The organism is Pseudomonas sp. SST3 (assembly GCF_003325755.1).
In genome coordinates, this window is sequence record NZ_QORI02000001.1 from 333,785 (window position 1) to 357,364 (window position 23,580).

At 63.3% G+C, this 23,580-nt stretch carries 22 protein-coding genes, 1 tRNA gene and 1 pseudogene; 15 read left to right on the forward strand and 9 right to left on the reverse strand.

Features of this window, described 5'->3' with window-relative positions; genetic code table 11:
* Positions 1 to 13 precede the first annotated feature (13 nt).
* Both DQ405_RS01645 and DQ405_RS01650 read left to right on the forward strand, forming a co-directional pair.
* A complete protein-coding gene (locus DQ405_RS01645; RefSeq protein WP_168422617.1) occupies positions 14 to 322 on the forward strand; it encodes a DUF2388 domain-containing protein in 309 nt (102 codons plus the stop codon).
* A gap of 101 nt (positions 323 to 423) precedes the next feature.
* A complete protein-coding gene (locus DQ405_RS01650; RefSeq protein ID WP_168422618.1) occupies positions 424 to 849 on the forward strand; it encodes an OsmC family protein in 426 nt (141 codons plus the stop codon).
* A 65-nt stretch (positions 850 to 914) separates the two neighbouring features.
* Here the strand turns inward: DQ405_RS01650 and DQ405_RS01655 are convergent, their stop codons facing one another.
* Positions 915 to 2,018: a TRAP transporter substrate-binding protein gene (locus tag DQ405_RS01655; RefSeq protein WP_168422619.1), complete on the reverse strand. Its 1,104-nt coding sequence runs from the start codon at positions 2,016 to 2,018 to the stop codon at positions 915 to 917.
* A 196-nt stretch (positions 2,019 to 2,214) separates the two neighbouring features.
* Between DQ405_RS01655 and DQ405_RS01660 the strand changes: the two genes are divergently transcribed.
* From DQ405_RS01660 to DQ405_RS01690, 7 genes are all read left to right on the forward strand, one after another.
* Complete coding sequence (locus DQ405_RS01660; RefSeq protein WP_168422620.1) at positions 2,215 to 2,760, forward strand: TRAP transporter small permease subunit; 546 nt, start codon at positions 2,215 to 2,217, stop codon at positions 2,758 to 2,760.
* On the forward strand, positions 2,753 to 4,129 hold the full coding sequence (locus tag DQ405_RS01665; RefSeq protein ID WP_168422621.1) for a TRAP transporter large permease: 1,377 nt from the start codon (positions 2,753 to 2,755) through the stop codon (positions 4,127 to 4,129). The genes DQ405_RS01660 and DQ405_RS01665 overlap by 8 nt, the downstream gene beginning before the upstream one ends.
* Before the next feature lie 93 nt (positions 4,130 to 4,222).
* The gene (locus DQ405_RS01670) at positions 4,223 to 5,455 is read left to right on the forward strand and encodes a methyltransferase (protein WP_168422622.1); all 1,233 of its coding nucleotides are present in this window, start codon (positions 4,223 to 4,225) and stop codon (positions 5,453 to 5,455) included.
* Between the two features lie 75 nt (positions 5,456 to 5,530).
* Positions 5,531 to 5,606: transfer RNA gene (locus DQ405_RS01675), tRNA-Thr, on the forward strand.
* A 773-nt stretch (positions 5,607 to 6,379) separates the two neighbouring features.
* Positions 6,380 to 7,708, forward strand: coding sequence for a flippase (locus DQ405_RS01680; protein WP_168422623.1), 1,329 nt, complete (start codon positions 6,380 to 6,382; stop codon positions 7,706 to 7,708).
* Positions 7,705 to 8,763 (forward strand): nitroreductase family protein, encoded by a 1,059-nt coding sequence (locus DQ405_RS01685; RefSeq protein WP_168422624.1) that lies wholly within the window; start codon positions 7,705 to 7,707, stop codon positions 8,761 to 8,763. The genes DQ405_RS01680 and DQ405_RS01685 overlap by 4 nt, the downstream gene beginning before the upstream one ends.
* Positions 8,764 to 8,771: 8 nt before the next feature.
* Positions 8,772 to 9,956, forward strand: a complete 1,185-nt coding sequence (locus DQ405_RS01690; protein WP_168422625.1) for a polysaccharide pyruvyl transferase family protein — start codon at positions 8,772 to 8,774, stop codon at positions 9,954 to 9,956.
* Positions 9,957 to 10,161: 205 nt separating this feature from the next.
* Here the strand turns inward: DQ405_RS01690 and DQ405_RS01695 are convergent, their stop codons facing one another.
* From DQ405_RS01695 to coxB, 6 genes are read right to left on the reverse strand one after another with little or no spacing between them, the layout of a single operon-like run.
* Positions 10,162 to 10,767 (reverse strand): DedA family protein, encoded by a 606-nt coding sequence (locus tag DQ405_RS01695; RefSeq protein WP_168422626.1) that lies wholly within the window; start codon positions 10,765 to 10,767, stop codon positions 10,162 to 10,164.
* 2 nt (positions 10,768 to 10,769) lie between these two features.
* Entirely contained in the window at positions 10,770 to 12,017 is a 1,248-nt protein-coding gene (locus DQ405_RS01700; RefSeq protein WP_206678892.1) for a c-type cytochrome, read from the reverse strand.
* The gene (locus tag DQ405_RS01705; protein ID WP_168422627.1) at positions 11,998 to 12,627 is read right to left on the reverse strand and encodes a cytochrome c oxidase assembly protein; all 630 of its coding nucleotides are present in this window, start codon (positions 12,625 to 12,627) and stop codon (positions 11,998 to 12,000) included. Before DQ405_RS01705 ends, DQ405_RS01700 begins: the two co-directional genes overlap by 20 nt.
* Entirely contained in the window at positions 12,624 to 13,037 is a 414-nt protein-coding gene (locus DQ405_RS01710; RefSeq protein WP_168422628.1) for a hypothetical protein, read from the reverse strand. Before DQ405_RS01710 ends, DQ405_RS01705 begins: the two co-directional genes overlap by 4 nt.
* Complete coding sequence (ctaD, locus tag DQ405_RS01715; protein ID WP_168422629.1) at positions 13,034 to 15,562, reverse strand: cytochrome c oxidase subunit I; 2,529 nt, start codon at positions 15,560 to 15,562, stop codon at positions 13,034 to 13,036. The genes DQ405_RS01710 and ctaD overlap by 4 nt, the downstream gene beginning before the upstream one ends.
* The gene (gene coxB, locus DQ405_RS01720; protein ID WP_168422630.1) at positions 15,559 to 16,575 is read right to left on the reverse strand and encodes a cytochrome c oxidase subunit II; all 1,017 of its coding nucleotides are present in this window, start codon (positions 16,573 to 16,575) and stop codon (positions 15,559 to 15,561) included. Before coxB ends, ctaD begins: the two co-directional genes overlap by 4 nt.
* A 117-nt stretch (positions 16,576 to 16,692) precedes the next feature.
* Here coxB and DQ405_RS01725 point away from each other — a divergent pair, with 117 nt between their 5' ends.
* Positions 16,693 to 17,349 carry a DUF2238 domain-containing protein gene (locus DQ405_RS01725; RefSeq protein WP_168422631.1) on the forward strand — a complete coding sequence of 219 codons (657 nt, stop codon included), beginning with the start codon at positions 16,693 to 16,695 and terminating at the stop codon, positions 17,347 to 17,349.
* Positions 17,350 to 17,368: 19 nt separating this feature from the next.
* Here DQ405_RS01725 and DQ405_RS01730 read toward each other — a convergent pair whose 3' ends face one another.
* Positions 17,369 to 17,776, reverse strand: coding sequence for a VanZ family protein (locus tag DQ405_RS01730; RefSeq protein ID WP_168422736.1), 408 nt, complete (start codon positions 17,774 to 17,776; stop codon positions 17,369 to 17,371).
* Between the two features lie 343 nt (positions 17,777 to 18,119).
* Between DQ405_RS01730 and DQ405_RS01735 the strand changes: the two genes are divergently transcribed.
* From DQ405_RS01735 to DQ405_RS01755, 5 genes and pseudogenes are all read left to right on the forward strand, one after another.
* On the forward strand, positions 18,120 to 19,271 hold the full coding sequence (locus tag DQ405_RS01735) for an MlaE family ABC transporter permease (protein WP_168422632.1): 1,152 nt from the start codon (positions 18,120 to 18,122) through the stop codon (positions 19,269 to 19,271).
* A gap of 2 nt (positions 19,272 to 19,273) precedes the next feature.
* Entirely contained in the window at positions 19,274 to 20,056 is a 783-nt protein-coding gene (locus tag DQ405_RS01740) for an ABC transporter ATP-binding protein (RefSeq protein WP_168422737.1), read from the forward strand.
* 2 nt (positions 20,057 to 20,058) lie between these two features.
* On the forward strand, positions 20,059 to 20,997 hold the full coding sequence (locus tag DQ405_RS01745) for an MlaD family protein (RefSeq protein WP_168422633.1): 939 nt from the start codon (positions 20,059 to 20,061) through the stop codon (positions 20,995 to 20,997).
* Positions 20,994 to 21,617, forward strand: coding sequence for an ABC-type transport auxiliary lipoprotein family protein (locus DQ405_RS01750; protein WP_168422634.1), 624 nt, complete (start codon positions 20,994 to 20,996; stop codon positions 21,615 to 21,617). Before DQ405_RS01745 ends, DQ405_RS01750 begins: the two co-directional genes overlap by 4 nt.
* 15 nt (positions 21,618 to 21,632) lie before the next feature.
* Positions 21,633 to 22,922: pseudogene (locus DQ405_RS01755) on the forward strand (ATP-binding cassette domain-containing protein); the annotation flags it as partial.
* Positions 22,923 to 23,046: 124 nt separating this feature from the next.
* Here the strand turns inward: DQ405_RS01755 and DQ405_RS01760 are convergent.
* Positions 23,047 to 23,280, reverse strand: coding sequence for a hypothetical protein (locus tag DQ405_RS01760; RefSeq protein ID WP_168422635.1), 234 nt, complete (start codon positions 23,278 to 23,280; stop codon positions 23,047 to 23,049).
* Positions 23,281 to 23,580: the final 300 nt, after the last annotated feature.

The window sequence follows — 23,580 nt, forward strand, 5'->3', positions numbered from 1 at the left end:
GGAGGCACCCATCATGCGCAGAACAATGCTGGCGGCAATCACCTTGAGCTGCATTCCTTTTGGTACGGCGATGGCGGACAACGGCTTCGTCCGGCAGATTCTCTCCTCGGGCGCGACGACCGCCTCCACCTACATGACCTTCCGCGACGACAAACTGGTCGCCGCCGCGCGCGAGGACGCCGGCAGCTTCGTGGCCAGCGATGGGGCCATCCGTGGCCCCTATCTCGAAGCGATGCTCCTGAAGCTGCGCAGTGAGCAACCACAGCTGCACGCCACTGACATGCAGCTGGCGAACGCGATTCTTGCAGCCGAACAGCAATAGCCCACGAAGCAGGCCGACCGAAAGGTCAGCCGTATTGCTCCGCGTGCAGCCAAGCGGCGATCAGCGCCGCCATTCATCCACTCGCAGCATCCGGAGGACCCATGAAAAAAACCGCATCCGCCATTTGGCAAGGTGACCTGAAAAGCGGCAAAGGCACCATCAGCACCCAAAGCGGCGCGCTGAAAGACAACCCCTACGGCTTCAACACCCGTTTCGAAGACGCACCGGGCACCAACCCTGAAGAGCTCATCGGCGCGGCCCATGCCGGATGTTTCTCCATGGCGCTGTCGATGATGCTCGGCCAGGCCGGCTTGACGGCCGAACGCATAGAAACGAAAGCTGAAGTTACCTTGGACAAGCAGGGCGAGGGTTTCTCGATCACCGCCATCGCACTGACGCTGAACGCCAAGGTTCCCGGCGCAGACGAAAATCAGTTCCAGCAGATAGCCAATCAGGCGAAGGAAGGCTGCCCGGTATCCAAGGTCCTCAACGCACAGATCAGCCTGAGCGCGACCCTGGAAAGCTGATCCGATAGGCAAAAAAAAAACGCCGCCCGACTGGGCGCGTTTCCGTTTCGGACGGCTCGCGGTGATCAGCCGCGAATGTTGTAGATGTCCTTCTCGTTCAGCTCGGCGTATTCATACAAGCGATTGAGATAGGCGCTCTGCTGATCCCAGACCTTCTTCGCCACCGGATCGGCCGCGGCGGAGGCATCCACCACTTCGGCCGCCACTTCCTGCAGGCGAGCCAGCACGTCGTCCGGCAGCCTGCGAACTTCAACGCCCTGCTCGCGCAGCTGCTCCATCGCTTCCATGTTCTTGGCGTTGTAGTCGTCGAGCATATCGCCGTTGATTGCGCGGGCGGCGGCGCGCACGATGGCCTTCAGATCGTCCGGCAGGGTTTCCCAAGCCTTGAGGTTAACGTCCAGTTCGAAGGTCACGTTCGGCTCTTGCCAGCCCGGCGTGTAGTAGTACTTCGACGCTTTGTGCAGGCCCAGGGCCAAGTCGTTGTACGGGCCGATCCACTCGGTGGCATCGATGGCACCGGTCTGCAACGCGGTGAAAATCTCACCGGCCGGCATGTTGACCACGGTACCGCCCATCTTGGTCAGCACTTCGCCGCCCAGGCCCGGGGTACGCATCTTCAAGCCGTTGAAGTCGTCGACCGAGTTGATCTCCTTGTTGAACCATCCAGCGGTCTGCACGCCGGTCGCGCCACACGCCATCGGCAATACGCCGTAAGGCTTGTAGACCTCTTCCCACAGCTCCATGCCACCGCCGCGATGCAGCCAGGCGTTCATTTCCTGAGCGTTCGGGCCAAACGGCAGCGCACAGAAGAACTGCGCGGCCGGAACCTTGCCTTTCCAGTAGTAGGGAGCCCCATGACCCATCTCGGCGGTACCACGGGACACCGCATCAAATACTTCCAGCGCCGGCACCAGCTCACCAGCGGCATACACCTTGACCGTCAGACGGCCTTTGCTCATCTCGTTGACCAGCTTGGCGAAATTTTCCGCGCCGACGCCCACTCCAGGAAAATTCTTCGGCCAGGAGGTGACCATCTTCCAATTGAATTTCTCGGTGCTAGCGCTGCCTTCGGGTTTGGCCGCAGCAGTCTCGGCTTCCTTGTTGCAACCGGCCAGAGCCGTAGCAGCCAGGCCAACGCCAGCAGCGGCCAGAATTTGACGACGTTTCATGAGTAACTCCTTGTTGTTGTAATGCTGAAATATCGGAATCCCGATCTCAGGTGGTTCTAGCTATCATATGGCTATCTGTCACTCAAGCATCATGACTACGTACGGCGACTACGTACGTAGTACTGCCGGTTGCGACGCCGTCGCGCAGCCGCCTAGAATCGCCGGCCTTCTGGGCCATAACAATAAAGGATCTGCAATGTCGAAACATGCCCCTCCACTGCTCGGTCTCGCCAGGGTGATCGATGCAGTGAACGCCCGCTTCGGACAGGCCTGCGCCTGGCTAACCCTGTTTCTGGTCCTGGGCACCGCCGTGGTCGTCGTGCTGCGTTACGGGTTCGGCATCGGTGCAACCGCGCTGCAGGAAGCCGTCCTTTACGCGCACGCATTAGTCTTCATGGGCGCCGCCGCCTGGGTACTACAGCGCAACGGGCACGTCCGCGTCGACATCTTCTATCAGAGATTCAGCGCTCGCTACCAGGCCTTGGTCGAAGTGCTCGGAACCCTGCTGTTTCTTCTGCCCGTCTGCCTGTTTCTCGGCTGGGCCAGCTGGGATTACGTCGGCAATTCCTGGGCGACGCTGGAGGCGTCCAGCGAATCGGGTGGCCTCAAATTCGTTTACCTGCAAAAGAGCATCATCTTGGTGCTCGTCGTTGGCCTGGTGCTGCAAGGCATTTCCGAAATCATCAAAGCCGCCTACATCGTCGCCGGTCGCCTGCCCGCGCCGGAGGTGAAGCATGGTTGAATTGATGGCGATACTGCTGTTCGTCAGCATCTGCGTGGCCTTAATGGCCGGCTACCCCGTTGCATTCACTCTTGGCGGCGTCTCGCTGCTGTTTGCCGGCATCGGCATGCTCACTGGCACCTTCGACGGCGGCTACCTGAGCGCGCTGCCGAACCGCTTGTTCGGCATCATGAACAACCAGACGATGCTGGCTGTGCCGCTGTTCGTCTTCATGGGTGTGATGCTGGAAAAGAGCCGAGTGGCCGAAGACCTGCTCGAATCCATGTCGCGCCTGTTCGGCACCCTGCGCGGTGGCCTGGCGATTTCTGTCTGCGTGGTCGGTGCGCTGCTGGCCGCCAGCACCGGTATCGTCGGGGCCACGGTGGTAACCATGGGGCTGCTGGCACTGCCGACCATGCTTCGCCGCGGCTATGACCCGGCCATCTCAACCGGCACGCTCGCGGCCACCGGCACCCTGGGCCAGATCATCCCGCCGTCGATCGTGCTTGTGCTGCTGGGCGACGTGATGTCCAGCGCCTATCAGCAGGCGCAGCTGAAACTGGGCATCTTCTCGCCGAAGACCGTTTCGGTTGGTGACCTGTTTGTCGGCGCCCTGCTACCCGGCCTACTGTTGGTCGGCCTGTACATTCTCTACATCATCGCCGTGGCGGTCGTTCAGCCGAAGAAGCTGCCGGCGCTGCCACAAGAAGAGCTCGGCCCGATCGAGTGGGGCAAGCTGATCAATGCGCTGGTGCCACCGCTGCTGCTGATCAGCGCCGTGCTCGGCTCAATCCTGGCCGGCTACGCGACGCCTACCGAGGCCGCTGCGCTGGGTGCACTGGGCGCGATGGTCCTGGCCTTCTACAAGGGCAAACTCAATTTCGGCCAGCTGCGCGATGTGGCTTACGGCACAACCGAAATCAGCGCCATGGTGTTCCTGATCCTTATCGGCGCCTCGCTGTTCTCGCTGGTGTTCCGCGGCTTCGGCGGGGAAGCGATGATCGAAGACATCTTCGCTCAGCTGCCAGGAGGCGTGCTCGGGGCCTTCTTCCTGGTGATGGTGGTGATCTTCCTGCTGGGCTTCATCCTGGACTTCATCGAAATCACCTTCGTGGTGGTGCCGATAGTCGGCCCGGTGCTGCTGGCCATGGGCCTGGACCCGGTGTGGCTCGGCGTGATGATCGCGCTGAACTTGCAGACTTCATTCCTAACGCCGCCCTTCGGTTTCGCCCTGTTCTATCTGCGCGGCGTGACACCTAAATCAGTGCCTACCAGCACCATTTATAAAGGCGTGATCCCGTTCATCCTCATTCAAGTCCTGCTGCTGGTGATCGCCTACCAGTTCCCGGGGCTGGTCACCTGGCTACCCGAGCAGATTTACGGCAAATAGCCCAAGCAGACGCCCGTTTCGACGGGCGTCTCGCTTTTCGGCGAAGGGTTTCGGCGCGATCATATGCCTGAAACCGCACACCCCGAGCGCTCCATGCCCACCGACTCACTCAGCTACGCACAACTGGCCGAACGCTTTCAGCAGCTCGACGCTTTTCTGCTGCGGCATCAACCGCTGTGGCGCCCACGGCCCTTTACCCATCAGCGCCTGGCCTGGGAAGCGAATCATCCGGAGCTGGCTCGGTGGCTGCGTGACCGCTCGCTGGAACAAGCCGAAGCGGCACACAACCATCCCGAACGCCTCATGGCGCCCGCACCGTTCCCGCAGCTGGCCGCCCAAGCGGCGACGCTGAGCCTCGTGGACGAGCTGCCCACAGCACCGAACCCCAGCACCGATGCTCGGCAGTCGGTCGACGTACCCGGACGCAAATGGCTGCAGATCCAGGCATTCGACTCGGCGCTAAGCTTCAGTGACCGCCCACGGCATTGGCTCGACTGGTGCGCCGGCAAAGGCCACCTGGGGCGGCGTTTGGCCAACCGCGGCGGCGCGCTGACCTGCCTCGAACGCGACCCGGCGCTGGTCACAGCCGGCACCCGCCTCAGCGAGCGATTGGGCATCGACGCGGCGCATCGTCAGCAAGACGTAATGAGCAATGGCGCGTCTGCACAGCTCGGCCCGACGGTAACCCCAGTGGCGCTGCACGCTTGCGGTGATCTGCATGTGCGCCTGATCGACCTGAGCATTGCGCAGCGCTGTCGCCAGCTGGCGGTCGCGCCCTGCTGCTACAACCGCATCCAGACCGAGCGCTATCGGCCCCTGTCGCAACTCGCCGCCGGCTCGGCCCTCAAGCTGTCACGCGACGATCTGGGGCTGCCACTCAGCGAAACGGTCACCGCTGGCGCCCGCGAGCGCCGGCAACGCGACCACTCGATGGCCTGGCGCCTGGCCTTCGACCTCCTCCAGCGCGACCTGCGCGGCGAGGACGATTACCTGCCGACACCGTCGCTACCGAGCAGCTGGCTGAAAAAGCGCTTCGAGGACTACTGCCGCGACTTGGCAACAATCAAGCAACTACCAGAACCGCCGACACTGGACTGGCTCGCACTCGAGCGACGCGGCTGGCAGCGCCTGGCCGAAGTGCGCAACCTGGAGCTGCTGCGCGGCCTGTTCCGGCGTCCGCTGGAACTCTGGCTGGTACTCGACCGCGCGCTGTTTCTGGCCGAAAACCATTACACGATACGGCTGGGCACCTTCTGTTCAGCCGAGCTGACGCCGCGTAATCTGATGCTGATTGCCGAGCTCGACGACCAGCGCGCAAACACATGAAAGAAGCGATGCAAACAACTGGCAACAAACAGTTTACTCGCCGCGAGCAATCGCTATAATGGCGCCCATCTTTTAGCCGGTATAGCTCAGCTGGTAGAGCAACTGACTTGTAATCAGTAGGTCCCGAGTTCGACTCTTGGTGCCGGCACCATATGAAACAACGATTTAGGCTCGCCGCAAGGTGGGCCTTTTTCGTTTTTGCTCGTCCCATCAATACCCCGCTTCGCCGTGCTCAACGCAATCGCTCTACCCCGCTCGCTCCAACTCGACGCTGGACCGATAAGCAAGGCGTAGGTGTGAACCTCGCTCAGGACCGGGCATGCATACAAAAAAGCCCCGCATCAAACGATGCGGGGCTTTTCTGAGTTGGGCTGAGTCCTGTCCCTTCGGCCGCTCCGAGCAGCATTTCCTTACGCCGTTCCTGGCGCTTGCGAGATCCTTCGCGGCAGCCTTACCGCAGCCCAAACGTGGCGGGCTGGGCGCCGTGCTAGGCGATCGATGACGCGTCGAAACGGGTCACGGACCGGCCAGCAACGGCAGCAGGGTTAAGAGCTGACGTGATGGCAAAAGTTCCACTTTTGGAATGAAAAGGCCATCAGCTTAAGCGCGCCGAGGCTGGACGACGGATGCCGATAGTCGGCTGAGGCCAATGCACCTGGTCGGAGGCGCGCTGCGCAGCTGAACGAGCGACATCATCTGTGATGTCACGAGGGAGCGCCCGCCAGCGCTGCGATCCGGCACATTGGACAGTCTGATGGCCTTCCGCCGCGCCGGTTTACCGGTAGCGCATCGACACATGTCCTATTCCCAACGGGCCGGAACATACCGAATAGATCGCGGTCAGCTGTGCGTCGCCATACTCCAGCGCAACTGCAAGGCAATGCTTGCCACCACGGAGCCAGCCTTGAGGAGCCGGGCCACTCGATGACCGCGATTAAGACCATCTTCGACAAACTCAAGCTCTATCTCTTCAACGCCTCGTGGATGATGGCGGAGCGGTTGCTGCACATCGGTGTGGGTTTTCTTACGGCGATTCTGTTGGCGCGGTATTTGGGGCCGGAACAATTCGGCATCCTTTCCTACGCGATTTCGATGACGGCGATCTTCGCCTCCGCCGGACACATGGGACTGGCCGGGCTGGTGGTGCGCGAGGTCGTGAAGAAACCGGACAAGGTGCCGGAAACCCTGGGCACGACCTTTCTTCTTAAACTGACCGGCATGACGCTGGGGTTCGCCCTGATCGCTATCTACGCGCTGCTGTTCGAAGAGGTCGGTGGCACCGAGTTCTGGATGCTGCTGATCGTCGCCTCGGCGATTTTTTTCCAGACCTTCGACGTGGTGGAGTACTGGTTTCAGTCGCAGGTTCAGGCCAAGTACCCGGCCATCGCCAAGTCCAGCGCGATTGTGCTCTCGGCCGGCATTAAGCTGCTGTTGGTCTTCAGCGGCGCCGGCGTGATGGCCTTTGCCTTTGCCCATACCGCGCAGTTCGTGATGGCTGCGGTGATTCTGGCGATTCTCTACAAGGGCACCACCAGCGTCTCGCTGATGGAGTGGAAAGCCAGTTTCGCCAAGGCCAAGGAGCTGCTCAGCCAGGGCTGGATCCTCTATGTCGGCTCGATCTTCGCCGTGATCTACATGAAGATCGATCAGGTGATGCTCAAGTGGATAGTCGGCGCCGAGGAGGTCGGCGTCTATGCAGTCGCCGCGCAGCTGTCGGAAGCCTGGTACTTCCTGCCGACCGCCATCGTCGCATCCTTCTTCCCCAAGCTGATCAAGCTCCATGCCGCTGACTCGGCGCGATTCAATCAGCGCTTCCAGCAGCTGTTCGATGTGCTGTTCATCCTCGCCATCGCCGTTGCGCTGCTGGTGACGCTCGTCGCCGGGCCGCTGATTTCGCTGCTGTTCGGCGCCGAGTACCAGAACTCCGCCGCGATCCTCACCATCCATATCTGGGCGGGTGTGTTCATCTTTATGCGCGCGGCGTTCAGCCGCTGGATTCTGATCGAGGGCGCGCTGATGTTTTCCTTGATAACTCAGGGTCTCGGCGCGCTGGCCAACATCGGGCTGAACATGCTGCTGATCCCGCATTACGGCGGTGAGGGTGCAGCCATGGCAACCCTGATTTCCTATGCGATTGCCTCCTACGCCGCGCTGCTGGTGCATAAGAAGACCCGGCCGGTGTTCTACATGATGACCAAATCCATTTTCAGCCCGTTTCGCTATGCGTTCAGCGCTGTAGGAGCCGCCCGATGAGCCTCAAGTCCCTCGCCAAAGCCCTGCCTGAGCCGGTCAAGCACCTGATCAAGTCCACCCGAGACAACACCGGCCTAGCTCTGGTCCGGCTGTTTTCCAGCAACGGCTTCCTGTCTTCCATTTATTACTGCCTGATCAGCCGCGAGTTCGACCGCGAGCACCGCGCGGTGCTGCTGGGGCGGCTGCAGTTCGCCCGGCTGATGCGCAGCAAGGGCGAGAACGACGCCTTCCTGCGGCGTAACGTGCACCGCCTGGAGAAGGGGCTGATCATGCGCCCGCGGCGTTCCACCTTCGCCGAGGACTACATCGGCCCGACCGTGCGCTGCTTCGCTGATGCAGCCCAGGCCGGAGTCGCCAACGGCCAACAGCGCTGGGCCAACGACGTGCTCACCGACTACTTCTCTGCGGTCGGCAGCACGCCGCGCATCGACTCGGCCAAGCAAACCTTTGCCGGCGCGCAGAACCTCGATGAGGCCAGCCGTTGTGTGCCCTACCCGCACAGCGAGCTGCCACCGTGCCCGGTCAGCTACGACGAGCTGATGCTGCTGTTTCGCCGCCGCCGCTCGGTGCGCTGGTACCAGGACAAACCGGTCAGCAACGCGCTGATCGAACAGGCGGTCAGGGCAGCCGCCCTCGCGCCTTCGGCCTGCAACCGCCAGCCGTTTCGCTTTTACGTCAGCAACGACCCGGCCAAGGCGGCCGATGTTGCCCAGTGCGCTGGCGGCACGGCGGGTTTCCACGACAACCTGCCCTGCGTAATCGCGGTGGTGGGCGATCTCGGCTGCTACCCGGAGGCGCGCGATCGCCATGTGATCTATATCGACGGTTCGCTGGCAGCGATGCAGCTGATGCTGGCCCTGGAAAGCCTGGGCCTGTCCAGCTGCTCGATCAACTGGCCGGACGTCGAAGAAAAAGAGCGCCGTCTGGCAAATAAACTGGGCCTGGCCTACCACGAGCGCACGGTGATGCTGCTGGCGGTGGGTTATGCCGATCCAACTGGAGGGATCCCCTATTCGGACAAGAAGACCGAGAAAGACTTGATCGTATTCAACTGAGGTAAGCGATGATTATCGAGATCAGAAAGGCAGGCTTCGTCAATAAAGGCGCAGAGCTGATGTTGCATGCGGCACTGCAGAAGCTGAGGACACGGTATCCCTACGCTACCTTCGTCATGGCACCAACCCCGAAGAAGGCCGAACAGCCGTTCCGCAAGCTGGTCCAGCTGGGCTTCTATCCCAAGGCCTGGCTGTGGCGCTACGGCATCCAGTGGGGCACGCTGGCCAATTTCGCTCCGCGCCCGCTTCGTGAAATGTACGGCGTGGTGCTGGATAAAGAGGTCGACGTGGTCATCGACGCCGCCGGCTTTGCCTACAGCGATCAATGGGGTGAGGATCCCTGTGCCGAGTTGGCGCAATCGACCAAGCGCTGGAAGAAGAACGGCACCCGCGTGATCCTGTTGCCGCAGGCGCTGGGCCCGTACAAATCGGAGAAGAACCAGGCGGCGATGAAGACCGTGGTCGAGAACGTCGATCTGATCTTCCCCCGTGAGCGTGTCTCATACGACCACCTGACCCAGTTGGTCGGCGAGCAGCCCAAAATCAAGCAGTCGCCGGACTTCACCAACTTGATCACCGGCGTGCTGCCGCCGAACTTCAATGTCGAGCAGAACCGCTTCTGCATCGTCCCCAACTGCCGGATGCTCGACAAGACCGACCAGAAGACGCGCGAGGCCTACCTGCCGTTCCTGATCAGCTGCACACGTTATCTGCTGGAAAAGGGTGCCAAGCCTTTCGTGCTGGTGCATGAAGGCAAGGACGATCAGCGCCTGGCCGATGAGCTGTCGGCGGCCGTCGGCGGCATCCCGATTGTCCAGGAAAGCGGCGCGCTGGAGATCAAGGGCATCCTCGGCGCCTGCAGCGGTACGCTCGGCAGTCGCTTCCACGGCCTGGTCAGCGCACTGTCCCAGGGCGTGCCGGCCCTGGCCACCGGCTGGAGCCACAAGTACCAGATGCTGTTCGAGGACTACGGCTTCCCGGAAGGCCTGGTCCAAGTCACTACCGACGAGGCGGAGATCAAACGCAAGATCGATCTGGTGATCGACGACGCGGCCCGGATCAAGGCGCTAATCCAGTCGCGCACCGATCAGCTCAAGCAACAGTCCGAGCAGATGTGGCAGAAGGTCTTCGCCGTGATCGATGAATGCGAGCGTGTCCGGCAGACTCAGCACCACACTGCCGGCGCCGCCTGAGCCCGGCAGCCTGCCGAACGTCGACTACAACTGAACCCTACACGCGGGCCTGCGCGGTTTGTCGGGTGAGCCGGGCGGCGTTCCGCTTTAGCCCACCGGCTCAGTCACGCCGCGCGAAGCTGACGAATCAGTTTTGTAGGGTGGGCTTCAGCCCACCAGCAACGGACAAGTGGCAACAGACCTGGCGGCTTCCGCAGCCACCGGCTCAGTGGCGCCGGCCGAAGCGTTGACGGATCAGCCGATACAGGTAGTAGAGGACGAACAGCACCACCACGCCGGTAGAGATCGGGTCGAGGTACTGCGAGACCTTTTCATACTGCGATTCGAGGACGAAACCGGCCAGGGCCAGCAGCGCCGTCCAGATCAGCGAACCCAGCGTCGAATAGATCAGAAACAGCGCCATCGGCATACCGACGATGCCGGCCGGCACCGAGATCAGGGTGCGCACCGCTGGCATCAGACGGCCGAAGAACACCGCCCCCTTGCCATGCCGATCGAACCAGCCGCTCGCCTTGTCGATATCCTCCGGTGACAGCGTCAGCCAGTGCCCCCAGCGCTTGGCCAGGCGCTTCATGCGCGCCTGACCGAGCTTGGCGCCGGCGTAGTACCAAGGCAATGCGCCGACCACCGAGCCGGCCGTACCGACGGCGATCACTCCGGCAAAATTCAGCTCGCCGCGCGCCGCGACAAAGCCGGCCAGCGGCATGATCAGCTCCGAGGGGATCGGCGGAAAGATGTTTTCCAGCAACATCAGCGCAAATACGCCGAGGTAGCCGAACGCCGAAACCACTTCCACGATCTTGTCGAACATCGTTACCTCCGCTGGCTCGATGATGGGTCGTCTGGCGCTTCGGCCAGGGCGGGTGACGCCTTTGCCGGAAGCGATGCGTAGTAGTCCGCCAGTTCCTGCATCTGCTCGGGTTTGAGGCGCTGCGCGGCGCTGTGCATGACATGGGCGTATTCACTGCCGCCACGCTTGCCCGCTGTGAACAGCTCCAGTTGCAGCTTCAGATAAGCGCTGTATTGGCCGGCGATGTCCGGATACATGGGATTGCGAGGCGAGCGCTTCGGCCCGTGGCAATGAACACAGGACGGCACGCCCCGTTCCGGCACGCCGCGTTCGGCCAGGGCGCGGCCGCGCTTGAGCGCGGCAGCCGATGCGTCCGGCTTGTCCGCCCGGACAGGCACGGGCAGTTCGGCGTAATGCTTGGCGAGTGCGGTCAGCACGGGCGGTTCGAGCCCGGCGGCAATCGGCTGCATGATGCCGCTGTGGCGTTTTCCACCGGCATAGGCCTGCAGCGTTCCAAGCAGGTAAGCCTGACTCTGGCCGGCCAGTCGCGGAAAGGCGCCCTCCCCACGCCCACCGCCATCCGCCGCGTGGCAGCGGTTGCAGTTGTCCAACACCGGGCCCAGCGGGTCCTGCAAGGGCCGCTGAGAATCAGGCGTCAGCGCTTTGCTGCCGGCGCGGGCTCGCTCACCCAGCGCAAGCCGTTGGTAGCGCTCGGCCGGCATTTCCGGCAGCGCCTGCAGGAAGGCCACCATCGCCCAGACCTCGTCCTCCCGCTTCGTTGCCGGCCAGGCCGGCATGGCGGTGAACTTGACGCCATGTTTGACGATCCAGAACAGCTCGCGCGGCTTCCAGCGCTCTATCCGCGGGGGCAGGAACGGCGGCTCGGGGGTCATCTGCCGCACGATCAGCGAACGCTCTCGCCCCGGTGCGCCATGGCAGAACACGCAGCCTGTCTCGTAATGCCCGGCGCCCTTGAGCACCAGTACAGGATCGTCAAGGGGCGGCACCTTGATGCCCATCGACTGCGTACTGACTGCGCGGCGCATGGCGTAATGCAGCATCCAGCCAGTCGCCTTCCAGTGCCCGGAGCTGGCGCTGATCGAGACCAGCCCCAGCGATATGAGCAGGAAGCCACCCGCACCAGCAAGCCCCGCCAGCAACATGATGCCGGCCGCCACGCGCCGCCAGGAACCACCGGTCAGCCAGCGCAGCCAGCAACGCAGCGGCATCGACACGCGGCAGAGCAACGACCTAGCTGACCGAAACGACATCGCGCTTGTCCTGTAAAAGTCCACCGAGCAGACACAGCCCGCCGAGCAGGTAGGCGGTACCGCCGAATACCAGCATGATCACGCCACCCAGCTGTTGATCCTCCAGCGGGCTGAGGCCCGACAGCGCCGAACCTGCGTGTTCGAATAGCGGACGGCTGGACATCGCCAACAGCACGCCGAGCAGCGTCATGTGCATGGAGGTCAGCAGCAGCCCGGCGATACCGGCGAGCGCGCGCCTATGCCTGACTCCGCCGAACGCTGCGAGCCACACCAGCAGCCCGACGAACAGGTAGCTGCCCTGCTCCAGCACTTGCGCGGCCTGGGAGGTTCGCGCCGCATGGTGCAGTGCCGGCATGTGCCAGGCCCAGACGACGAACAGCTCGATCACCGAGGCCAGGATCGGTGAAAACAGCACCGGCACTCGGCTGGAAAAGTCCAGCCGGCCACCGGCCAGTCCGATTGCCAGCAAGGGCGCCGCCACCGCCACCACCATCACGTGCATCAGCATGTGGCCGACGAACAGACGATCCGCCATCGCCGGCAGCGGGCCGAGCCAGACCGCCGCCAGCGTGGCCAGTCCTAGCATCAAGGACAAGGGCCGCCAGATCATTCGCAGCTCCCGATGAAGACCACGCACAGCGCAACGAATACCGTAGCGACGAAGCTCAGGCCGCTCAGCAGTAGCGTCGAAAAGCCCAGAAAGCGATGGCGATCGGCAGCCGTATCGAAATCATGCGGAGCCGTCGCGTTGCCGAACGTATGCCGACGCCAGCCGCTCCAGCCGGTCAGCGCGATACCCGCCAGCGCCACGAACGTGAGCACGCCGATGGCGACACGCAGATCCCCCAGGGGACCGGCGCGCCCCGCCATCTTGGCGCACCAGACGGCCGCCGCCACGTACGACAACAGGAAGTGCATGGCCCAGATTGCCGGTCCGATGACGAGCAACCACAGCGTGTCGCGCACCTGTGGCGTGGCTTCCGGCTGGTCCTCAGGCCTGGGTTCGCGCTGTTCGCTCATGCGACCTCCGGGAAGCCGGCGATGACCGCGACGGTCACGACCAGGGTGATGGCCATGAAGTGCCAGTAGAGCGCGACGTTGCGAATGTCGATGTCGTACTCGGCCGTCATCCGTCCCGCCGCACGGCGAGCCAGGCAGTACAGTTGCATGATCAGCCCCACACCGAGATGCAGCAGGCACCAGAGCACCAACACCCAGACTGTCGCCGGGTAGACGTTCTCGGTCGGGTCGAGACCGTTGAAATGCGGTCCAGCCCAAAGCGAATAGGCACCGGCCAAGGTCAGAATGGCCGCCAGCCCCAGCGCGGCATAAAAGCCGGCCGCCTGGTCGCGGTGATTGCAGCGGCGGGCCAACAGCGTCAGGCCCCAGGAGGCGAGAATCAGGCCCAGGGCGGCCGTCGGCCACATCACACCCGGGCCCGCAGCATCGGCCGGCGGAAAGTTCTCGTGCACCGTCCAGAAGAAGAAGTAGCCGAAGACCAGGCTGGCGAAGGCGCTCATGTCGCCGATCATGGTGATGAAGGTGGCCCACCAGCCCACCGATTTGGCGCCCGAGGCATACAGCGGCAGCGACACATCCAGGCCGATGTCCTTGCGCGGTTTCTCCGGAATCAGCGCGGTACCCGTCCAGAGCCAGACGAGGATAGTCACCAGAGCCAGAAAACCACTTGCCAGGGCCGCGACATACCAGCTGTACGTGGCGAAGATGAACAGCCCGCCAGTGAAGATCGCCGCCCACATGCTCAGGAAGGTCGGGCCCGGCACGCGCAGGCACTGGATCGGCTCGGCATCGATGATGCTGCTGATCAACGTCTCGCGCTTGCCCTCCTCGGCATCCGGCAGATAGAAGCGCCCTGCATCGACGTCGCGCATCAGGTTGGGTTGATCCCATAGCGGATAGCGGCTCTTGATGATCGGGATCGAACGCGACCCCCAGGGCATGCCGGGCATTTCGGCGAGCCACTCCAGCGTGCCGGCGTTCCACGGGTTGCGCTTGCTGTAGGGCTGTTTGCCCTTGGGCCGCAAGACGTCCCAGACCAGCACCGCGACGCCGGCGGCGAGGATGAAGGCCCCGACAGTGGAGACCATGTTGAGCACATCGAAGCCCATGTCCGGCGCATAGGTGTAGACGCGCCGCGGCATGCCCAGCAAGCCGGTGAAGTGCATCGGCAGGAAGGCGATATTGAAGCCGATGAACATCAGCCAGAAGGCGATGCGTCCGAGGCGATCCGATAGCGTCTTGCTCATCGCCAACGGGAAGAAGTAGTAGAGCCCGGCGATCACCGGGAACAGCATGCCGCCGATCAGCACGTAGTGCAGGTGGGCGACGATGAAGTAGGTGTCGTGGGCCTGGAAGTCGAACGGCGCCAGCGCCACCATCACCCCGGTCAGACCGCCGAGGACGAAGATCGCCAGCGCGCCGGCGACGAACAGCATCGGCACCGATTTGACGAAGCGCCCTGCCAGCGCCGTTGCCAGAAAGCAGAAGATCTGCACGCCGGTGGGAATCGCCACCGCCTCGGACGCAGCCGAGAAGAACGCCAGCGAGATGGCCGGCATACCGGTGGTGAACATGTGGTGGACCCACAGCCCGAAGCTGATGAAACCGGTGCCCACGGCGGCCAGCACGATGAAGCTGTAACCGACGATGGGCCGCTGAGCGGCGGTGGGCACGATGGTCGCTACCAGCGCCACCGCCGGCAGGAAGATGATGTACACCTCGGGATGGCCGAATATCCAGAACAGGTGCTGCCACAGGAGCGGATCACCGCCGCGGCTGGCATCGAAGAACGGCCAGTCAAAGGCGCGTTCCAGCTCGAACAGCAGGTCGCCAGCGATCAGCGGTGGAAAGGCGAATAGAATCATTCCCGCCACCACCAGGATGTACCAGGAGTACAGCGGGATCAGGTTGATGCGCATGCCCGGCGGCCGCGTTTTCAGCACGCCGACGATCAGCTCCACCGCCGCCGCGATCGACGACACCTCGATGAACGACAGCCCGAGCAGCCAGATATCCGCGCCGAGGCCATCCTGATAAGTCGTGGTCAGCGGCGGGTACATGAACCAACCGCCCTGGGGCGCGACGCCGAAGAAGATCGAGCCGCAGACAAACACGCCACCGATGATGAAACACCAGAAGCCGTACGCCGAAAGCCGGGGGAACGGCAGATCCCGCGCCCCGAGCATCTGCGGCAGGATGAGAATCGAGAAAGCCTCGAAGATCGGCACGCCAAACAAAAACATCATCACCGAGCCGTGCAGGGTGAACACCTGGTTATAGGTTTCGGCCGACAGCAGATCATTGTCCGGCACCGCCAGCTGCGCACGGATCAGCATCGCCAGCACGCCGGCGAAGAGAAAGAACAGGAACGACACGCCGGTGTACCAGAGCCCGACCTCGGTGTTGTTCACCGCCGACCAGTAGCGCCAACCGGTGGGCGTCTTCCAGGCGGCGGCGAGGCGTTCGGCCTGAGCCTTGGCGCGGGCCTCTTCCGGCGGGTCGCGGTAGTCCATCGGCTCGCTCATTTCAGCCCCTTCAGGTAATGCGCCATGGCGTTCAGCTGGTCATCTGGCAGCATGCCAAAGGTCGGCATCTTCACGCCCGGCTTGATTTCGCCGGTATGCCCGATCCAGCGCCGGAACGCCTCGACATCGGCCGGCAGCGTCCCGGCCGCGAGGCTCAAGCGGCTGCCGACGTGTGTCAGGTCGGGGCCGACCGTGCCGTCCGCCTCGGTACCGCGCACCTGATGACAGGCGCCGCAACCGTTGCTGAGAAACGCCCGCTGGCCCTGGCGCTGCAATGCCGATTCAGCTGCCTGGGCCGGCTGTGCCTGGCGGGCGAGCCAGCTACTGAAGGCCGCCGGCTCCATCACCACCACGGGGAACGCCATCAGCGCGTGGGACGTGCCGCAATACTCGGCGCATGCGCCGCGAAAGGTCCCGGTGCGAGTCGGCTCGAGTACCAGCTGATTGGTGCGGCCGGGAATCATGTCGACCTTGCCACCCAGCGAGGGAATCCAGAACGAGTGGATCACGTCCGGGCTGGTCAGGTTGAAGGCGACCCGCTGGCCGACCGGTAACCGAATCTCGTTAGCCAGCTCCACCGTTTCACCGGCATCGGTCTGGTAGCGCACCCGCCACCACCATTGTTCCCCGGACACATCCACCCGCAGGTCGATATCGGTGGTTGAACGCAGCGACGGCATCAGCATCAGCCCATAGGTCAGCAGCCCGGTCAGCACCACGACAGGAAAGATGATGCCGCCGCCGAGAATCAACCAGCGCGCGCTGCGAATGCCATGTGCCTCCGGGTGCGCCTGGGTCGCGTAGAGCGCGATGCCCATAACCACGGCCCAGATCAGCACGCCGCCCGCGCACATCCACCAGAACAGCGTGGCGATGCTCTCGGCGCCGGTCCCGGCGGGGTTCAGCGTCGACTGCTGCCCATCACAGGCGACCAGCAATGCCATCGGCAACAGGCCGAGGCCACGCTGCCATTGCCGTGTCCGCTGGATGTCGTTACTGCGCTGATGCCACATGGTCCGGCTCGTTGAGGGTCCAGTTCGTGTGACCGCCTTCGAGGCCGAAAAGTTGGATGGACTCTCTCGCCGCAGCGCCGGTCGAATGCTCAAGCGCTCGAACTGCCGGAGAAAAGAATGGAGGCCGACCGTAGCCATCGACGCTATCTGCTGGCGCTGCTCATACTGTTTCTGCTGGTCTGGGGTGGCCTCGCCATCGCCCCGGAAGACCGGCATGACTGGGTGCTGGAGAACCTGTTGGTGCTCGCGCTGGCCGTCGCTCTGCTACTGGGTCACAGGCACTACCTGCCCTCGCGCAGCGCCGCGACACTGATCATCCTCTATCTGTGCATCCATCAGCTGGGCGCGCATTACACCTACGCCAAGGTACCGTACGACGCCTGGTGGCAAGCCATGACGGGAGAAAGCCTGGACCAGACGCTTGGCTGGGAGCGCAATCAGTTCGACCGGCTGGCGCATCTCAGTTACGGGTTGCTGCTGGCCTACCCCATCCGTGAAGTGCTGATACGCCTGGGCCTGAAGCCCGGTTACTGGAGCCTGTTGCTGCCGGTGGACATCGTCCTCTCGACCTCGGCGGTCTATGAGCTGATCGAGTGGTTCGGTGCCGCGACGCTTAGCGCCGAAGACGGACGTACCTTCCTCGCCGCGCAACATGATCGCTGGGATCCGCAGAAGGACATGGCCCTGGCAGCGGCCGGTGCGGTATTTGCCATGCTCTGCACGGCGCTGATGTCGTGGCGTGCCAACCACCTGGCCCGGCAGGCGTCGCCTTGATGCTGACGCCCGCGGGCACTCAGGGACGCGCGGGATTCTCGATACGCGCGACCGCATCGGGGGCTTCACGGTCGGTGGTGACACCGATGCGTCGCAGGTACCAGAGATACGCCAGGTGCGAGCAGCCCCAGCCAAGCAGCACGCCCAACGTATTGGCCAGCATGTCGCCCATCGATGCCCAGCGATTGGGCAGGAAGCTTTGGCCAATCTCGATCAACAGCGCCGCCCCGGTACAGGCGGCGAGGGTCCAGATCACACGCCACTGCGGAAAGGCCAGACGCAAGGTGAAGACCAGTGCGGCAAAACCCAGCATATGGTGCAGCTTGTCCTGCTGATCGAACACCTGCGGCACCGGTTCGGGCCGCAAACCGCTGAACAGGATCACCCCCAGAACCACGATGAACGGCAGGGCACGCAAGTAATTCATAGGCAAACGGAAACTCTCGCATTGGGCACGGATAAAGGGCTGGCAGGGCCCGAGCGGGCTGAATATAAAGGCGCGTCGGCAAACCGCCGGCGTAAGATAGCAACCCGCGGGCATTGCGTATCGATCGGGGTTGCCTGACTCGCACGCTATGGAGGCCGTTCGGAGTCGATAGTTCGCGACCGCCTGTAACAAATTGCGCACTCGCCGTCCGGCCGTACCCTTTGCGCATCACCTGCCCACGCTAAACGGAACCGTGATCGCAGGGTCCGACCTGATAGGATCTGTCAAAAGCCGCAGCGTACGGGCACCGGCGTCCTACGCCTCGCAAACATGGGAAACCACTTTGACGCACCCGATTTCGCCGCCCGGCAGTTTACAGCGGCAACCACACAGCGACACCTCCGCCGCGACCCTGGCGATCGGCGGTGACTGGACGCTAAAACACTACGCAACCCTGCACCGTCAGGTCGAGCGGGCTCGCCGTCAGGTCACCGATGCCGACCAGGTCGACCTCGATGCGATCGGCGAGCTGGACACGGCGGGCGCCGGTTTGCTGGTCGAACTGCTCGGACCGGCGCGAATGGCCCGCCTGCAGGAGTGGGCGCCGCAGCTGCCGGCGGAACGACAAGCGTTGCTGACGACCGTCGCCGCCGCGCTGGACCAACCAGAAGCCGAACAGGCACCTGAAACCAACGGCCTGGCCGATGTACTGGCACACGTGGGGCGCACCGTCTCAGGAGTCTGGAACCAGCAACGCACCCTGCTCGGCTTTATCGGCCTGACCCTGCAGACGCTCTTTACCGTCATCCTCAACCCACGGCGCTGGCGCGTGACCGCGCTGGTCGCGCATATAGAGCAGACCGGCCTGGATGCGATCCCGATCGTTGCCCTGCTGACCTTTCTGGTCGGCGCCGTGGTGGCTTTTCTCGGCGCCACGGTGTTGGCTGACTTCGGCGCAACCATCTATACGGTCAATCTGGTGGCGTTCTCCTTCCTGCGCGAATTCGGTGTGCTGCTGGCCGCGATCCTGCTCGCCGGCCGCACCGCCAGCGCCTTTGCCGCACAGATCGGGGCAATGAAATCCAACGAGGAGATCGACGCCATTCGCACCCTCGGCCTCAGCCCCATCGAGCTGCTGGTGCTGCCACGGGTGCTGGCGATGTTGATCACCCTGCCAATCCTGACCTTCATCGGCATCATCAGCGGCATCGTCGGTGGGCTGGTGGTCTGTTCGCTGGCGCTGGATATCTCGCCGGCGATGTTCTTCACCATTTTGCAGCGCGATATCCCGCTCAATCACTTCCTGGTCGGCATCGGCAAAGCACCGATATTCGCCTTCCTGATCGCGGTGATCGGCTGCCTTGAAGGCTTCAAGGCCAGCGGCAGCGCACAGTCAGTGGGCGAGCACACCACTTCCAGCGTGGTGCAGTCGATTTTCATGGTGATCCTGCTGGACGCCGTCGCCGCATTGTTCTTCATGGAGATGGGCTGGTGAGCATGAAAGAACCTGTGATCCAGGTCAGCGGGCTGGTCAATCGCTTCGGCAAACAGGCGGTGCACGTCAATCTCGACCTGGATATCCGCCGCGGCGAAATCCTCGGCGTGGTCGGCGGCTCCGGCACCGGCAAGTCGGTGCTGCTGCGCAGCATCGTCGGCCTGCGCCGACCGAACGCCGGCAGCGTCAAGGTGTTCGGCGAGAACCTGTTGAAGCTTCCCGCCCAGCGGCGCTCGGAAGTGGAACGACGCTTCGGCGTGCTGTTCCAGCGCGGCGCACTGTTCACCTCGCTGAACCTGCAGGAAAACGTCGCCCTGCCGCTGATCGAGCACATCGGTCTCAAGCGCGCCGACGCCGAACACCTGGCGCGGCAGAAGCTGGCGCTGGCCGGGCTGCCACCGGAAGCGGCCTGCAAATACCCCGACGAGCTGTCTGGCGGCATGGTCAAGCGCGCGGCGTTGGCCCGCGCCCTGGCGCTGGATCCGGAAGTGCTGTTTCTCGATGAGCCCACCGCCGGCCTCGACCCCATCGGCGCGGCAGCGTTCGACCAGCTGATACTGACTCTGCGCGATGCGCTGGGCTTCAGCGTGTTCCTGGTCACCCATGACCTCGACACGCTCTACACCATTTGCGATCGCGTCGCGGTACTGGCACAGAAGCGCGTACTGGTCGTCGACACCCTCGAAGCCGTCGCAGCCACTGACGATGAGTGGATTCGCGAATACTTCCATGGCCCTCGTGGCCGCGCTGCGCATGATGCCGCGCTTATGTTGGAGACACCCTGATCATGGAAACCCGTGCCCATCATGTTTTGATCGGACTGTTCACGGTCGTAGCGGTCGGCTGCGCGCTGCTGTTCGCGCTGTGGCTAGGCAAATCCAGCATCGACCGCGAATACAGCTACTACGATATCGGCTTCAGCCAGGCCGTGAGCGGGCTGTCCAGCGGCAGCTCGGTGGAATACAGCGGCATCAAGGTGGGCGATGTGACCCAGCTGTGGCTGGAGCCGGACGATCCGCGCAAGGTCCGCGCGCGCATTCGTGTCTACGGCGGCACGCCGATCAAGACCGACACCCAGGCGCGTCTGGCGCTGGCCAACATCACCGGCAGCATGGTCATCCAGCTGCACGGCGGTACGCCGGAGGCCCCGCGCCTTGAAGGCGACCCCGATGACCCGCCACTGATCGTCGCCGATCCTTCCTCGCTCAGCGCGCTGCTGGAGAACGGCGAGGATCTCATGAGCAACATCAACAACCTGCTGCTCAGCGCCAACCAGATCTTTTCCGAGGAAAACACCACGCGCCTGAGCCGCACCCTGGAACATTTGGAGCAGGCCACCAGCGTGCTCTCGGACCAGCGCGGCGACCTGGCCCAGACGCTGCAACAGTTCAATCAGCTGAGCCAGCAGGCCAACACCGTCATGGGCGAGTTGTCGAGCCTGGCGCGCAACGCCAACGGTCTGCTCGACGACCAGGGCCGCAGCGTACTCGACAGCGCGGCGCAATCGATGAGCGCGCTGGATCGCACCACGGCACGCCTGGATACCCTGCTGGAGGAGAACCAGGGCGCGCTGAACAACGGTATGCAGGGCTTCAACGAACTGGGCCCGGCCATCAACGAATTGCGCACCACCCTCGGTGCCCTGCGCCGGGTGACCCAGCGCCTGGAAGACAACCCGAGCGGCTTCCTGCTCGGCCGAGACAAACTGCAGGAGTTCAACCCATGAACCTTCGCCTTCATTCCCTGCCTCGCCTCGTCCTGCTCGGACTGCTCGTCGCGCTCTCGGCCTGCTCGATACTGCCGGAGTCCGAGCCGTTGCGAATTTATCTCCTGCCCACCACGACATCGCCGCAGCAAGCCCGCGAGCCGGCACTGCAACACGCGCTGCGCATCAATACCCCGCAGGCCAGTCGCATCCTCTCCAGCCCGCGCATCGCCGTGGTGCCGCAGGGCAACCAGATCAGCGCTTATGGCGGCGCACGCTGGAGCGATGCGGCGCCCGTGCTGCTGCGCGATCGCTTGATCGAAGCGTTCCAGCGCGATGGCCGCATGCCCTCGGTGAGCAACGAGGACGTGAATCTCTATGCCGACCTCAGCCTGCACAGCGATCTGCGCGCCTTCCAGAGCGTCTACATCGACGACAAGCCAGTCGTGGTCATCACCCTCGATGCGCGCCTGGTCAATCGTAACGACCAGCACACCCTGGCCAACCGACGGTTCGAGGTTCGCCAGCCCAGCGCCGACCCGAGCGTGGAAAGCGTGGTCGAGGCGTTCGGCAAGGCCAGCGACCGGCTCAGCGGCGAAATCCTCGAATGGACCTTGAGCCACGCCCGCAAGCTGCCATGACGAGTCAGCGCAACGCTTGCGACTATTCACGCCGATATCGGTGATTCCCGCCATCGTCGCAGGGTCTGCCCCCGTATCGCCTACATGCCGCAGGGGCTGGCAAGAACCTCTATCCGACGCTGACGGCCTTCGAGAACCTCGAATTCTTTGGGCGCCTGTTCGGCCAAGATGCGCAGGAGCGGCAATGGCGCATCGCCGAACTGACTCGTAGCACCGGGCTCGGCCCCTTCATCGACCGGCCCGCCAGCAAGCTCTCAGGCGGCATGAAACAGAAACTGGGGCTCTGCTGTGCGCTGATCCACGACTGACCTGCTGATCCTCGACGAACCCACCACCGGCGTCGATCCGCTGTCGCGGGCACAGTTCTGGGAGCTGATCGAACGCATCCGCCGCGAACGACCGCAAATGAGCGTGCTGGTCGCTACCGCTTACATGGGCGAGGCCCAGCGCTTCGATCATTTTGTGGCGATGGACGCCGGCACGGCGCTGGCCACCGGCAGCCCGGCAGAACTCCTTGTCTCGTACCGACAGCGACTCGCTGGAACAGGCCTTCATTCGCCTGCTGCCGGAAGCCAAGCGCAGCCAGCACCACGAATTGCTCATCCCGCCGCCGCTGCACAGCGACAGCATCGCGATCGAGGCCCATGGCTTGACCATGCGTTTCGGCGATTTCATTGCGGTGGATCAGGTCAACTTTCGCATCCCGCGCGGCGAGATCTTCGACTTTCTCGGCTCCAACGGCTGCGGCAAGACCACCACCATCAAGATGCTCACGGGTCTTCTGCCAGCCAGCGAGGGCGAGGCGCTGCTGTTCGGCAAAACAGCTCTCTCCAGCTGACGTGGCCATCCGTTATCGCTACAACCCCGACAAAGCCTGCCGGCCATGGCGCCGGCGATGATTCCGCTGCTGCTGATGATCCTGGCGATGCTCACCGCACTCGGTGTGGTACGCGAGAAGGAGCTGGGTTCGATCACCAATTTCTACGTCACCCCAACCACCCGCCTGGAGTTTCTGCTCGGCACGCAGCTGCCCTATATCGGTTTGGGCATGTTCAATTTCGCAACACTCGCCCTGCTGGCGGTATTCGTCTTCGGCATTCCGACCAAGGGCAGCCTGCTCACGCTCTGCCTCGGCGCGCTGCTCTACATCGTCTGCGCCACGGGGCTCGGACTGTTGATGTCATCGATCTGAACAGCCAGATCGACGCCATCTTCGGCACCACCATCGTCACCCTGCTGCCGGCCATCCAGTTTTCCGGACTGATCCACCCGACCTCGGCGATGGAAGGGTTCGGCGCCTTTATCGTCTGGCCGCAGCTACTGGCGCTGTTGGCCATCGGCGCGGTGTTCTTTCTTGGGGCGCTGTCCCGGCTGCGGAAGTCGCTGTATTAGGGACTGCCGGCGCTCGCTACGTTTTTTGAGTATTCATTCAGTCGTCAGCACCCGGTACGGACGCATCACCGTCGAGTGCGGCGGGCACCGGACCGCATGCTGCGCGGATTTCGGCAATTCGCGAGACCATCCGCCGGCTGGCGATCCGTACTGCCGGGTCTTCACTGGCCATGAGTTCGAAGGAAAACGTGATCAGAGCCTCGGCCAGTTCAGAAAAACCGGGCGTGGTGAGGCTCAGCAATTCAGCAAGCTGTTCATTGCGGGTGTGCATTCCATTGCTACCTGTCGATAATGTCGCGCTGATATTACCCAATCGCGTCCCTTACGCCACCGCTCCTTGTCCAGTGGGCTTGAGTCTGTTCGCATTTACGCACGGCTGAAAAGCAAGAGAGACGGGGGCACCGCGGTGCATAGGGCTGCTGCTACCGGTGTGAATGGGTCGCTGGCAAATAAACCGTCAGCACGCCGTAAGCCACCGCAACGCCTGAGGCGACTAGCGACGCCGGTCGTGCCGCTGAAAGCTGCCCGGCCGTTCACTGCGTCTTACCAACTCCAGCCCCGGCTGGGAATT